Source organism: Demequina aurantiaca, from assembly GCF_000975135.1.
GTDB classification, from domain to species: Bacteria; Actinomycetota; Actinomycetes; order Actinomycetales; family Demequinaceae; genus Demequina; species Demequina aurantiaca.
Map to the genome: position 1 here is coordinate 844207 of NZ_BBRF01000001.1, position 13008 is coordinate 857214.

The window sequence follows — 13008 nt, forward strand, 5'->3', positions numbered from 1 at the left end:
GCCGTAGTTCGTAACAGCAGCCCGCCTGGATGTGTTCCCGCCTCTGAGGCATCGCGTCCTATTCGTCGCCCGGCTCGGCGGAGGCCGATGCGGAAGCGGAGGGTGAGGGGGAAGGAGAGTGGGTAAACGCCGGATAGGTGTTCTGGGGCGAGTCCGGGCCAAGAACATCGGGGTCAAGAGGTGTCTTGAGCATCGAGAAGGCCCATACCGAGATCACAATGACCGCGATGACAAACAGGGGAAGAAGGACCGGCGCGGCCTTAATGGGTCCGGCGCGATTGGCACGAGCGTGTGCGTGTTCAAGGCGGCGCGTCAGTCCCTCGGAACTTGGCCACCGGTGATGTAGCCGTTCGAGCAGTGCCTCCCACACGGAGGTGGTGTTGTTCACGTCCTGGACGTCGACCATCTCGTCGAACTCATACAGGTCGTGAAGTTCGTTCGCGCCCAGTGGCTCGTCGACCTCTGGGTGGCTCTCCAGCACTTCCCGCAGAATGGGAGCGTCATCGTGAGCCGCGGGGTCAGCGTCGTCCGTGTCGGGGACTACCCCCAGCTTCGACTTCGCGTCGATTTTTGCAAGAGAGGAACTGAGTTCGGCATCCGAGCGTTCGTCGGCCAAATCCGCCTGTGCGGCGTGATCGGCACGCGAAAGGGCATCGGCTCCCACAATGATGCCGCCGGCGACGTCGCCGCCCGGTTCGGCGGCCTCACGTGCCTCGCGCGCCTGACGCTCGAGGGTAGCGGCCGGGAGAGCGGGCATGCCGCGCACGATGGTGGGGAAGTCTCTCAGGATTCGGGAGTCGATGGGGGTAAGCGAATGCAACACCGAGTCGAGCGTCACAGGTCCCGTGCCATCGATCACATGCACGCACAGCTTGCGCCCGCGTACCCCCAGGTCTGAGGGAAGGTCGCGTTCGGTGGCTGAGTCCGCTTCGACCCCGGTGACGGCGGCGAGGTAGAGCTTGCCGAGCGCCCGCGCGTCAGTGGCCTCATTGGCTCCGCGCCCCACACCAGCTTGCATGGCGAGCTCGCCGTCGACGGCGAGGCCCGAGACTGTCACGCGGCCGTTGTTGGCGACGGTGATCGACGACGATCGCAGATATCCATGGTGGATTCCCTCGTCAGCGGCCTTCTCGAGTGCTCGCGCCGCATCGCCGATGATGGTCCCGGCAATTCTGGCGGGTACCCGGCGGCGCGTGAGGAGGTCCGCGAACGGCAGCCCTTCGGGAAGGTCCGTCACCATGTAGGTCCAGGATTCCTCGTCGATCCGCTCACGACCGGAGGCGAGCACACGGAGAAGACGGGGGTCGCGCACGCGGGCGGCGGCAGCGGCCGCTTGGCGCACCGCTGACGGTGCGAGCGCGGTAATGACATCGACGCGCACGTCGCGGTGCAATCGGCTGTCATGCGCGGTGAAGCGCTCGAGACCGGGAACGTCCACGGCCTCAGTGTTGAGGAGCGTGAAACGGCGCGCGAGCCTCGCTCCGATGTGCACCACTAAAGTCCCCTTAAGCCCAATTTGTCCTGCAACTATCGTACTCGGCGTGAAATCCGCCGCGTCACTGGAGACATCACTTCACCGAGCTCTGGAGTGCGGAGCAATCTCAAGATTAGTGCGTAGACGACCACCATGAGAATGCCGCTGGCAGCGATGTTCACGACCGCCGCGGCAAAGCCGGCGAATCCTGTATTGGTGACCGGGTCGGGCAACACGAGGGTGAGCCCCCAGCCCGCAAAGCCAGCGGGCACCGCACCCGCGAGTGCCTTGACGTGGGTGCGCATGATGTTGCGTCCATCCAGCCCTCCAAGCCGGTTGCGCAGGCCCCAGGTCCTCAGCAGAACGCCCATGACGTTGGACAGGCTCAGTCCGAGCGCAACCCCGACGACCCACCACTTGGGGTCCATGTACTGACGCACGGCGAGAGAGACCCCGATGAGCACGAGCGTCATGGGGATGTGGATCATGAAGATCGCCTTGGCGTCTTCAAGGATGAAGTACACGCGCTTGATGAGCACCATCGCGCCTAGCGCGGCTAGCCCCAGTGCGAGGGCTATCAGGACCTGCGAGACGGAGGTGACCTCTGCCGGACTGGCGCTCGGGTTCATCAGTCGGGTGATCGATGGCGCGATGGCGATCGTCACGACGGTGGCGAAGATGGTGAAGACGCCGATGGTTCTGAGGCCACGCGAAATCTCTGCGCGCAGACCGGTGATGTCGTTGGCTACCCAGAGGCGAGACATCGAGGTGGTGAGGGCCGTGACGATCGACACCGTGATCAACGAGTGAGGAACGAGATAGATCAGTAGACCCTGAAAGTACGCGGCATTTCCGGCGATTGATCCGGTAGGTGTGCTGGGATCAGCCGCGAGAGCGGCCGCCGGGGCCGCGGCTGCTACGCGGGTAGCCCACAGCACGCCGAGTTGTTCGATGAGGACGGCGCCGAGGGCCCACGAGATGACGGTGCGTACGCCTGACAGTTCTCCCTTAGGCCCACGCCAGACCCACGCGAAGCGATAGCCACCACGCACCATGGGCCAGATGAGGATGAGTGCCTGGGCGGCAATCCCAAGGGTGGCGACGCCGGCGATAAGCGCGATCCGGAACGGCGTCCACGCGATCGTCAGGGCTTCGCCAGTCAGGGCCGGCACTCCCTTGACCTGCGGTCCAAAAATCACCAGGTACGCCGCGAGTCCCACGATTCCGATGATGTTGTTGACCACGGGTGCCCACATGTACGGGCCGAACTGCTCCTTGGCGTTCAGAACCTGGCCGAACAAGGTGTAGATCGCGTAGAAGAGCAGTTGCGGGATGCACCACAGTGCGAAGGCGACGGCTAGCGCCATGAGTTCTGGGGACCAGTTGGACGGCGCGTAGGCCATCACGAGCAGCGGCGCGGCAATGGTCAACACCACCGTCACGCCGAGCGAGATCACCGTGCCAACGGTGAGGATCCGGTCCACGGTGCGCTTGCCGTCGCGCCGACCAAAGGCCTTGAGGATCTGTGGCACGAGTGCGGCATTGATGACCCCAGCGGCAACCACCGCGTAGAGCGTATTGGGCAGCTTGTTGGCGATGTCGTAAGCGTCGGCCACGCCAACGTTGACGCCGATGGCAGCCACGAGCATCGCGTTTCGAATGAGCCCGAGCACGCGTGACACCAGGGTTCCCGATGCCATGATCGCGGTGTTCTTGCCCAGCGACTTGGCGCGGAGTTCGGAAGGCGCCGGGTCAGAGGGCGGGATCGCTCCGGGTGCGTCAGTCATCAATCTCTTCCTCGTCGACGATCTTTGCACCCTCCGCTGGCTTGCCGGGACCGGTACGGGTGTCCTTGCGGCCGCGGCGGATAGTGCGGATGACCCCGCCAATGAGCACCAACACGAGAAGTCCGGTGAAGACGGCCGTGGCCGCGTTGCCCCAGTCTGCCCTGACGCGCATCGTAAAGTCCTGAGCCTCGGAGACGGGATCGCCATCGGCGTTGACCAGCCACACGCTGAGCGAGACGTTGGCGCTTGAGACGGCCTCGACAGGCACCATCGCAGTGGCCTCCTCGCCCGCCGGCACGGTGATGACGGGCCTGTCTCGCACCTGCAGGTTTGGCGACGTCGACCGCATCACGACTGTCACCGTGGAGTCGAACGCGAGGTCGTTGTGAATCGTGATCGGCACCTCGCCGCTGGTTGCGATCAGGTTGATGTCGGAGCTGCGGACGATGCCGACCGAGTCCAGCGTGGTGCCCACGTCGGTGATGGCCACTTCGTACGCGGTGGCCTGCTGTTGCTCATTCCCACGTGAGGCCGACGAGACCGCGCCAAGGAGCGTGCGGCCGTCCGGCTGCAGAATGGCGTTGGGGTTGTTGAGTGTCTCGGCGAGACGCTCAAGTCCCGCGAGCCGCGCGCTAAGTGCGGTGATGTTGTCGACAGGGACGTCCTCTTGTGCCCCTTGTACCCGCGGAATGGTCTCCTCGCCCTGGCGCGGATCCGCGAGCGCTTCGGTGAGTGACCGGTGCGTGACCCAGGGCGCTGACATGAGGGCGGAAAGATTGGCGGAGGGGGCATCGCCGGCGACGTTCCAGTCGAGTCCAGGCGAGACCACCACCCCCTTGGTGCCATCACCATCGAATGCGAGTAGCGCGGACTCGGCGACGATCCTCGAGGGCCCGGCGGGGTCGGCAGGCCGGAAGTTTGCGACAAGGGTGCTGAGTCCCGCATCGGGCACGATGATCGGCGCAGTCTCATCGTCTGCCGTCTCGACGCCAACAACGGCTGGTACCCAGCCATCGACCTCATCGAGGGTGGGGGACTTGGTGGCGTGCTCGTCGTCAAAGAGCGTGGCTACTGCCCCGTTCGCGTTGGTCCAACTGGCGACGGACTGGTCTGCGACTGCGGAGAGTGCGAGCCAAGGGCGTTCAGCGATGGGTGTCCAGATGCGAGACCGTGCATCATCGAGGGCGAACTCAATCAGGTCAGTGTCGCCCGCGTGGGCGAGGGAGGCAACGTCCGGGTTGGTCGCGGGCAGGAGGTACGTTTCGCGGCCCGTGAGTACGTCCCGGGGGCCGGCCGCCGATAATGATGTGGGGTCGACAGCGAACGTGACGCCCTCCACGTCCGCCCCCGCGAGGAGGCTCGCGGCTCGCGACGGCGCACCTGCAATAGTCGCGATCGCGGTGACGGGGAGCGTAGCGATGTCCGCGTCGAGCCACGTGACCGCCATCGAGTTGATGAACACCGTGGACGATCCCACGGTGAACGATGCGGTGACGCCGTAGACACCTGCCGTCCCGTCGGGCAATGCGAGGTCCTTGGAGGAGGCTGCCACGCGAACTTGAGTCGGACTACTGGGCCGCAGGGTGCCGGTGTTCAGCGGCTCGTCGTCCTCGTCTACCTCGGGAGTACCCGCGGCCACTGACTTCATCACCCGCATTGGCGCGACGGAGGGATCGTCGAAGAAGTCAGCGAGTGCCTCACGCGACTCGATCGGGCTGTCAGTAATGGATAGCCGCACGGCGACCTCGGGTACCGGGTCGACGGCGTCGTTGGTGAGAGTGACGTTTGCGGACAGCGACTGACCCCCGGCCACCACAAAGGGACCGTAGGTGTCGAGTACCGCGGAGACGTCGTCTACGGTTCCGGTGGGCTCGGGCGTGGCGCTGGGACTGGGCGACGGCTCGGGATCCACAGCGATGGGGGCGGCCACGGCGGCCGATGCCCCGACGAGGGCCGCGAGGGCGCCGACGGCGAGGCCGGCAAGCAGGCGAGGCGACACGTGCGCGTGTCGATGCACGCCGCGGTTGAGCGTCATCACACCGCTACGTCAAGCAGGGCGGCGGCAGCCTCCGCCATCTTGCGCTCGTTGGGGAAGGCAAGCTCGCCCGCAAGGGCATGCACGGGTATCCACTTTGCGACCTCTGCTTCGTGGTCGGGGTCGTTTTCAACCGTGATGACGCCGCCGCGGGCCTCCAGAAGGAAGTGATGCACCACCTTGTGAACGCGCCGGTCGTCCCCGGTAAACCAGTAGTCGATGGTGCCCAGCGGCTGGATGATCTCGGCGTCGATCCCAGTTTCCTCGGCAATCTCGCGAACTGCCGCGATCTCTGGAGTCTCGCCAGCCTCGATGTGTCCCTTGGGAAGACACCACTCGAGACGGCCAGCACGGTTGCGGCGGCCAATGCACGCCGCCTCGGCGACGCCATTCTCAATGCGCACGGCGATACCTCCGGACGACGTCTCGTTGCTCACCGGGAGGTGCGAAGCCCGGCCGGCTGCGATGTCACGCCGCTGGCGCAATGACGCACCGCCGGGTGGCATAGGAGTCCCGCTGGGGCGCGGAACGGGGCGCATGGACATGGCCCCACTCTAACTACGGTGGGCCGTTAGGCGTAGCACCCGTGCCCGGTGCGGGTGATGCTCGTGCGTTTCTGGGAGACTTGATTCGTGACCACTCCACACCCCAAACGAGAAGGCGCCTCCGCCGCGCGCGTCAGCCTTGACGTCTTACGACAGCGCGCCGTCAGTTTGTGGGCCGCGCTTCCTGCCGAGGTCCTTGAACTCGCTGAGCTGTTCGACAAGCAGGGCCATGAGCTCGCCCTCGTGGGAGGACCCGTCCGGGATGCGTTCCTGGGGCGTTCCAGCGCGGACCTGGACTTCACTACCTCGGCGAGCCCGGACCAGACCGAGGCGATTCTGAAATCCTGGACCCGCGCGACGTGGGACATGGGTCGCGAGTTCGGCACCATCGGCGGCCGTCGTGGCGACGTGGATGTGGAGATCACGACGTACCGTGCGGATACCTACGACGGCGAGACCCGCAAGCCCGTCGTTGCCTTTGGCGACTCGCTCGCGGGCGACCTCGCTCGCCGCGACTTCACCGTCAACTCCATGGCGGTGCGCGTGCCGAGCCTCGAGTTCGTTGATCCGCATGGTGGCCTTGAGGACCTCGCCGGCGGCCTGCTCCGCACCCCGATCGACCCAGCCGTGTCCTTTGGCGACGACCCATTGCGCATGATGCGCGGTGCGCGTTTCGCGTCGCAGTTGGGCTTTGAGATTGAGCCGGCCACGTTCGCGGCGATGACCGCGATGGCCGAACGCATTGGCATGGTGTCCGCTGAGCGTGTGCGCGACGAACTGTGCAAGCTCCTGCTGGGTGCTCACCCTCGCGAGGGGCTGGCGGCACTCGTGGACTCGGGCCTTGCCGCCGTGGTTCTTCCCGAACTGCCCGCGCTGAAGCTCGAGATCGACGAGCACCATCACCACAAGGATGTCTACGAGCACACGCTGACGGTGGTCGAGCAGGCCATCGATCTTGAGACGGGCGCCGACGGTGCCGTACCGGGACCGGATCTCATCCTGCGCCTAGCCGCCCTGATGCACGACATTGGCAAGCCGGCGACGCGCCGCCTCGAGCCGGGTGGCGGCGTGAGCTTCCACCATCACGAAGTAGTGGGCGCCAAACTTACCGTCAAGCGAATGAAGGCCTTGAGGTTTGACAAGGACTCCATCAAGGCGGTCGCACACCTCGTGGAGCTACACCTCCGATTCCACGGTTACGGCGATGCCCGCTGGTCGGACTCGGCCGTGCGGCGCTATGTGACAGATGCCGGCGCGCAACTCGAGCGCCTGCATCGCCTCACTCGCGCGGACGTGACGACGCGCAACCGGCGCAAGGCCGACCGGTTGTCGTTCGCTTACGACGATTTGGAACAGCGCATCGCGGAGCTTCGCGAGCGTGAGGAGGTTGACTCCATCCGCCCGGACCTCGACGGCACTCAGATCATGGAGATCCTCGACATCGCACCGGGCCGCGAGGTGGGCCAGGCGTACAAGCACCTGCTTGAACTCCGCATGGAGCATGGGCCGCTTGGCGATGAGCGGGCGCGCGCCGAGTTGCTGGCGTGGTGGGCCGAACGCTCCTAAGGTGACGCTGCAGCATCGGCGGCCTGGAGTTGCATCGGCAACCATGGGTCCCAAGTTTTAGGAGGCGCGCTCCTTGCCTCCGTCACCGCCGCGACCCTCGGAGTAGCTATCCAATTGCGCCGGAACCGGCGCCGGCATCGGCTCCCTGGGTGCGCGCGAGTACAGCGCGGCCACCACCAGGTAGGCACCGACAAGCACAAAGATCACCGGGCGCGAGTAGCCCGAGTCGGGAAGCACGATGGCGCCCACGACGGCCGCCAGGATAAAGGCGACGTTGAACGCCATGTCGTAGAGCGTGAAGGCGCGGCCGCGCACCGCATCGTCCGTGTCGCGTTGCACGATCGTGTCGACCGCAATTTTCCCGGCCTGCACGGCGTAGCTCACGACGATTGTCGCGGCGAACAGCGTCCACGGCTCGGACGAGATGGCGAAGATGGCCTGGCCGATCGCGCCGATGATCAGCGAGAGCACAATCCACTGCTGCGGTGCCATGCGGTCCACGATCGAGGGCGTGATCACGGCGGCGGCAAAGAAGCCCACGGCCGCGAAGCCAAGGACCAGCGTGAACTTTTGAATGGCCTGCTCAGGGTGCTCGGGGTCGCCGAGCACGTTGCGTGAGATGAGGATCGCCGCCACGAACATGATTCCGTAGAGGAGACGCTGTGCCGCCATGACTCCGAGCCCTTGGAACGGTGTGACCCGGGCGTGGAGGTACGTGATCCCCTCGCGAAGTTCGTGGCCGAGGCTGCGGACCTGCTGCATCAGGTGGAGCGACTCGAGCGGGTGATCGGGGCCGAGTTCACGTCGGCCGAGGGCCGTGACCACCCATGCCGCAGCTGCGAAGCCGATGGTGGAGCCGGCCAACGCCGCCAAGGCAAGGTTGGCGTCGGTTGCGGACGGCGCCACGATGGTGGCGATCCCGCCGGCGGCGGCACCGATAGCCGATGCGATGGTGCCGAGCGTGGGCATGATCGAGTTGGCCGCGAGCAGTTCGTGTGGCTCGACCACCTTGGGGATCCCCGCAGTCATCGCGGCGTTGAGGAAGCGGTTCACCGACAAGGCGAGAAGGGCCAGCGTGTATAGCGCCCACGTGGAGCCATCCGCGTCCACCACCAGCACCGCGCAGATTGCGAGCACCAATGCCAGCCGGACCAAGTTCCCCACCAGCAAAATGCGCTGGCGTTGCCACCGGTCGATCAGCGGACCCACAAACGGACCCACCAACGTGAAGGGTGCAAGCAGGACAATGAACCCGATGGCAATGTCGTGGGCTGTCGCGGCTTGGGTGGGATCGAAGAAAAAGGCTGTCGCGATGCCCACCTGGAACATGCCGTCTGCGGCTTGCGACAAGGCACGGGTGTACGTGAGCTTCCGGAACCCGCGCGAATGCCACAGTTTGCGTAAATCCCGGGGTAACGACATGGCTCACACCCTAGGCGCGATTGCCGCTCTGATGTGCCAGGCGTGTCCTATATTGGAATCACGCCGTGCAGGCACGCGCGGGCACAGAGGACGGGGGACGTCATGAACTGGTTCTTCAGGGCAATTGGTCGCTACGGCGAATTCAGCGGCCGCTCGCGCCGCAAGGAGTACTGGTGGTTCGTCATCATCAGTTGGATCCTCGTCTGGCTCTTGGTGGCCGGATTCGCCGCGACGTCGGGTGACGCAGTCGATGGCTCCACCTTCAACAGCTCCGCGGTCACGACCTCGGGATGGGCATTCCTTGTCGCCGCGCTCGCGATCATCCTGATCCTGATCATTCCGCACTTGGCTGTGTCGGTGCGCCGCATGCACGACTCGGGCAAGTCCGGCGCGTGGGTGCTCTTCCTGTTCATTCTTCCGATCGTTGTCTACATCATCGCGCTGTTGCCGGGAGACGCGACCGCCAACAAGTACGGTCCGGACCCCATTTCAACAGACGTGTAGTCTGCGCGTGATTGTGCGTCGCGCGTGCACGCGGTACGTTCTGTCACGACACATGCCTACGAGCGGAGTTTGAGCGATGACTATTGGTTGGTTCATGAAGGCCCTGACGCAGTACGCGGATTTCCACAGCCGTGCGCGTCGTCGGGAATTCTGGTGGTTCGTTCTCATCCAGTGGTTCGTCATCGGCTTCCTGGTGGCGATGTTCGCGGTCATGGCGGTGCAAAGCGGTGCCCTCGATGGCACCACGCTCGACGTCGGCGAGATTGGCGTGTCGGGGTGGATCTTCTACATCGCCGCGCTCGTCGTGTCCCTCGGGCTTGTCGTTCCCTACCTCGCCGTCACCGTGCGCCGCATGCACGACTCGGGCCGCTCCGGCTGGTGGGCGATCTTCCTGCTCTTCCTACCCATCGTGGTCTGGATCATCGCTCTCTTTGACGGTGACGCGCAGCCCAACAAGTACGGGCCGGACCCCAAAGAGCTCGAACGCTGAATTCCGCCAAGGCCGCGCGAGCGGTCATCGCCTGAACCTGGCGTCTCGCCGGGCCACACATCAATACGGGAGATACACCATGAGTTTTGGACAGGCCGTCAAGTCCGTCTTTAGCAAGTACGCCACGTTTAGTGGACGTGCCCGCCGTAGTGAGTTCTGGTGGTGGCAGCTCTTCAGTTTCCTGGTGCTGCTTCCTTTCGGGCTCATCTTCATGGTCACGTACATCATCTCCGTCGTCTCCGCGGTGGAGGCGACCGATGCCAATGGCAACATCGATGCCTCCGCCGTGAACTGGGCGCCGATGCTGATCGGCGGCATCCTGTACGGAGTGGTTGCGCTCGCGCTACTCCTGCCGACGTACGCAGTGATGGTGCGACGCCTCCACGACATGGGACAGCCTGGCTGGTGGGTGCTCCTGAGCCTCATCGGACTGGGAATCGTCCCGCTCATCATGGCCTTCATGGAGACCCAGGTGGGTGCCAATCAGTGGGGCGAAGACCCCAAGGCTGCCGAGCGCGGCCAACTTCCGGGCGGCTACCCCAGTCAGGGCTACCAAAACCAGGGTTACGCGGCTCCGCAGCAGGGCTACGCGCCTCCCGCGCCGCCCGCAGCCACGCCTCCAGCTCCTCCCGCACCTCCTGAGCAGGCGGCGCCACCTGCTCCTCCCGCGCCGCCGGCTCCGCCCGCACCTCCCGCGCAGTAGGACCGCACACCCAGGATTTACCGACGTCGGCCGGGCCCCACCGGGGTCCGGCCGTTGTCATGTGGTGCGCGAGACGTCCACGCACGGTGCATCGCTACCTCGGGAAGGTACGAGCGCCCATCCTTGTTGTACTCCACATGAGCACTCAACCGGAACGAATTGCCATCGTAGGCGGACACGGAAAGATCGCCCGCCTACTCATCCCTATGTTGATCGACCAGGGCCATGAGGTGGTCGCGCTGGCTAGGCGCGACGAGCAGCTCGAACACCTCGCCACCCTCGGGGCAATCCCGCGGCGCCTCGACATCGAGAAGGCAAGTGAGGACGACTTCGCCGCCGCCTTTGGCCGTAGCGACGCGGTCGTCTTTGCCGCCGGCGGAGGGGCCGATGGAGACATTGAGCGCAAGCGCACGGTGGACCTCGAGGGTTCGCTGAAGTCCATCGCGGGCGCACGCACCTCCGGCGCGTACCGATTCGTGCAGATCTCCGCCATCGGCGTTGACCAGCCGGTACCGGACGATGCTGGAGAGGTGTGGGCAGCGTACGTGGCGGCCAAGCGAGACGCCGATGCTGCGCTCAGGGCCAGTGACCTGGCGTGGACTATCGTGCGGCCCGGCGGGCTAACGGACGATGACCCGATGGGCCGGGTACAGCTGGCGACCGAGGTCGAGCGGGGTACGGTGCCGCGTGCCGACGTTGCCGCGGTCATCGCCGCGACGTTGCGAATCCCACAGAGTGCCGGGCACCAGTGGGAAGTGGTCTCGGGCAACTCCCCAATTGACGAGGCCATCAGGGAGGCCTCGACCCAGTAGGCCAGATGTGGGCAGTACCTATGAAGTCAGACCTTCCTTTTCAGTAGGGTCGCGCGTTGCTACAATTCGTCGCGCAATATCACTACTTGTCAAAGGAAATGGCAATGAACGGCTTCAAGGAAGCGCTTAGTAAGTACGCAAAGTTCTCCGGTCGGTCGCGCCGCCGCGAGTTCTGGGGCTTTCACATCACGGTCTACCTCATCGGCCTCGTGATCTTCGGCCTCATCGCGATCTCGGCCGCGATCAGCGATGGCGAGGGAACCTTCAGCGGGCCGCTGGCGATTGTCGGACTGATCCTCGCGATCGGGTTCGGGCTGTACATCATCATTCCGTCACTGTCGGTGGCGTGGCGTCGCTACCAGGACGTCGGTCTTCCCGGCGCCTTGGTTATTCTCGGTTTGATCATTCCGCTCATCACGCTCATCGTGGGCTTCATTCCTGGAAAGACTGGCGAGACCCAGTACGGCGCTGACCCCAAGGCGTAAGTCTCAACGCAACAGCAAAAGGCCGGGCCACCCTTGCGGGTGACCCGGCCTTTTTGCGCCAATCGACGCTAGCGTGTGATCGCTTAGCGCTCGACGTCGCCGGCAATGAATGCCTCGACGTTCTTGGCTGACTGCGTGTCCTCGACCTGGACCGGCGGGGACTTCATGAAGTACGACGCTGCGGACAGGATGGGGCCACCGACGCCGCGGTCCTTGGCAATCTTCGCGGCGCGCACGGCGTCGATGATGATGCCTGCTGAGTTGGGGGAATCCCAGACCTCGAGCTTGTACTCAAGGTTCAGGGGCACCTCGCCAAAGGCGGAACCTTCGAGGCGCACGTAGGCCCACTTGCGGTCGTCGAGCCACGCGACATAGTCGGACGGGCCGATGTGCACGTTCTTCGAGTCCTTGAGTCCCGCGAGCGGACCCGCAAGGTTCGAGGTGACGGCCTGCGTCTTGGAGATCTTCTTGGATTCAAGGCGGTCACGCTCGAGCATGTTCTTGAAGTCCATGTTTCCACCGACGTTGAGCTGGTAGGTGCGGTCGAGGCGCACGCCGCGGTCTTCGAACAGCTTGGCCATCACGCGGTGCGTGATGGTCGCGCCGACCTGTGACTTGATGTCGTCACCGACGATGGCAACGCCAGCATCCTCGAACTTCTTGGCCCAGACGGGGTCCGAAGCGATGAAGACGGGCAGTGCGTTGACGAACGCGACCTTGGCGTCAATGGCGCACTGCGCGTAGAACTTGGCGGCCTCTTCCGAACCCACGGGCAGGTAGCACACCAGTACGTCGGCCTCAGTGTCCTTGAGGACCTGGACGACGTCCACGGGGGCCTCGTCAGACTCGGTGATGGTCTCGCGGTAGTACTTGCCGAGTCCATCAAGCGTGTTGCCGCGCAGCACCTGAACGTCGGTCTTGGGGACATCGGCGATCTTGATGGTGTTGTTCTCGGAGCACTGTGTGGCCTCCACGAGCTCCTTGCCGACCTTGAGCGAGTCGACGTCGAACGCCGCTACGAACTCGATGTCGGAGACGTGGTAGTCACCGAACTGGACGTGCATGAGGCCGGGAACAGTGTCGCCCGCCTTGGCGTCCTTGTAAAACTCAACGCCCTGGATGAGCGACGTGGCACAGTTGCCAACGCCCACGATGGCGACGCGCAATGAGGCCATGATTGTCTCC

At 64.7% G+C, this 13008-nt stretch carries 12 protein-coding genes; 6 read left to right on the forward strand and 6 right to left on the reverse strand.

Going from position 1 to position 13008, the window contains the following annotated elements; genetic code table 11:
- Nucleotides 1-58 precede the first annotated feature (58 nt).
- Genes AOP73_RS03760 through AOP73_RS03775 form a run of 4 tightly spaced genes read right to left on the reverse strand, consistent with a single transcriptional unit; the run spans nucleotide 59 to nucleotide 5841 of the window.
- Entirely contained in the window at nucleotides 59-1495 is a 1437-nt protein-coding gene (locus tag AOP73_RS03760) for a protein kinase family protein (protein WP_061963262.1), read from the reverse strand.
- A 32-nt stretch (nucleotides 1496-1527) separates the two neighbouring features.
- The gene (gene murJ / locus AOP73_RS03765; protein ID WP_061963263.1) at nucleotides 1528-3261 is read right to left on the reverse strand and encodes a murein biosynthesis integral membrane protein MurJ; all 1734 of its coding nucleotides are present in this window, start codon (nucleotides 3259-3261) and stop codon (nucleotides 1528-1530) included.
- Nucleotides 3254-5296, reverse strand: coding sequence for a DUF6049 family protein (locus AOP73_RS11995; protein ID WP_160295427.1), 2043 nt, complete (start codon nucleotides 5294-5296; stop codon nucleotides 3254-3256). The genes murJ and AOP73_RS11995 overlap by 8 nt, the downstream gene beginning before the upstream one ends.
- Nucleotides 5296-5841 (reverse strand): NUDIX hydrolase, encoded by a 546-nt coding sequence (locus AOP73_RS03775; RefSeq protein ID WP_174435861.1) that lies wholly within the window; start codon nucleotides 5839-5841, stop codon nucleotides 5296-5298. The genes AOP73_RS11995 and AOP73_RS03775 overlap by 1 nt, the downstream gene beginning before the upstream one ends.
- 87 nt (nucleotides 5842-5928) lie before the next feature.
- Here AOP73_RS03775 and AOP73_RS03780 point away from each other — a divergent pair, with 87 nt between their 5' ends.
- A complete protein-coding gene (locus AOP73_RS03780; protein WP_061963265.1) occupies nucleotides 5929-7407 on the forward strand; it encodes a CCA tRNA nucleotidyltransferase in 1479 nt (492 codons plus the stop codon).
- Between the two features lie 57 nt (nucleotides 7408-7464).
- Here the strand turns inward: AOP73_RS03780 and AOP73_RS03785 are convergent, their stop codons facing one another.
- Nucleotides 7465-8757 (reverse strand): MFS transporter, encoded by a 1293-nt coding sequence (locus AOP73_RS03785; RefSeq protein WP_160295428.1) that lies wholly within the window; start codon nucleotides 8755-8757, stop codon nucleotides 7465-7467.
- Nucleotides 8758-8931: 174 nt separating this feature from the next.
- Between AOP73_RS03785 and AOP73_RS03790 the strand changes: the two genes are divergently transcribed.
- The 5 genes from AOP73_RS03790 (at nucleotide 8932) to AOP73_RS03810 (ending at nucleotide 11823) form a co-directional block, all read left to right on the forward strand.
- On the forward strand, nucleotides 8932-9333 hold the full coding sequence (locus AOP73_RS03790; protein ID WP_061963267.1) for a DUF805 domain-containing protein: 402 nt from the start codon (nucleotides 8932-8934) through the stop codon (nucleotides 9331-9333).
- 76 nt (nucleotides 9334-9409) lie between these two features.
- Entirely contained in the window at nucleotides 9410-9823 is a 414-nt protein-coding gene (locus tag AOP73_RS03795) for a DUF805 domain-containing protein (RefSeq protein ID WP_061963268.1), read from the forward strand.
- Between the two features lie 79 nt (nucleotides 9824-9902).
- On the forward strand, nucleotides 9903-10526 hold the full coding sequence (locus tag AOP73_RS03800; RefSeq protein ID WP_061963269.1) for a DUF805 domain-containing protein: 624 nt from the start codon (nucleotides 9903-9905) through the stop codon (nucleotides 10524-10526).
- 137 nt (nucleotides 10527-10663) lie between these two features.
- The gene (locus AOP73_RS03805) at nucleotides 10664-11338 is read left to right on the forward strand and encodes an SDR family oxidoreductase (protein ID WP_061963270.1); all 675 of its coding nucleotides are present in this window, start codon (nucleotides 10664-10666) and stop codon (nucleotides 11336-11338) included.
- A gap of 104 nt (nucleotides 11339-11442) precedes the next feature.
- Nucleotides 11443-11823 (forward strand): DUF805 domain-containing protein, encoded by a 381-nt coding sequence (locus AOP73_RS03810; protein WP_061963271.1) that lies wholly within the window; start codon nucleotides 11443-11445, stop codon nucleotides 11821-11823.
- 83 nt (nucleotides 11824-11906) lie between these two features.
- Here AOP73_RS03810 and AOP73_RS03815 read toward each other — a convergent pair whose 3' ends face one another.
- Entirely contained in the window at nucleotides 11907-12998 is a 1092-nt protein-coding gene (locus tag AOP73_RS03815; protein WP_061963272.1) for an inositol-3-phosphate synthase, read from the reverse strand.
- Nucleotides 12999-13008 lie beyond the last annotated feature (10 nt).

Coding starts and splice junctions, on each gene's coding strand:
- AOP73_RS03775 (WP_174435861.1), bottom strand. CDS start 5,841: ATGTCCATGCGCCCCGTTCCGCGCCCCAGCGGGACTCCTATGCCACCC.
- murJ (WP_061963263.1), bottom strand. CDS start 3,261: ATGACTGACGCACCCGGAGCGATCCCGCCCTCTGACCCGGCGCCTTCC.
- AOP73_RS03790 (WP_061963267.1), top strand. CDS start 8,932: ATGAACTGGTTCTTCAGGGCAATTGGTCGCTACGGCGAATTCAGCGGC.
- AOP73_RS03815 (WP_061963272.1), bottom strand. CDS start 12,998: ATGGCCTCATTGCGCGTCGCCATCGTGGGCGTTGGCAACTGTGCCACG.
- AOP73_RS03810 (WP_061963271.1), top strand. CDS start 11,443: ATGAACGGCTTCAAGGAAGCGCTTAGTAAGTACGCAAAGTTCTCCGGT.
- AOP73_RS03795 (WP_061963268.1), top strand. CDS start 9,410: ATGACTATTGGTTGGTTCATGAAGGCCCTGACGCAGTACGCGGATTTC.
- AOP73_RS11995 (WP_160295427.1), bottom strand. CDS start 5,296: ATGACGCTCAACCGCGGCGTGCATCGACACGCGCACGTGTCGCCTCGC.
- AOP73_RS03805 (WP_061963270.1), top strand. CDS start 10,664: ATGAGCACTCAACCGGAACGAATTGCCATCGTAGGCGGACACGGAAAG.
- AOP73_RS03800 (WP_061963269.1), top strand. CDS start 9,903: ATGAGTTTTGGACAGGCCGTCAAGTCCGTCTTTAGCAAGTACGCCACG.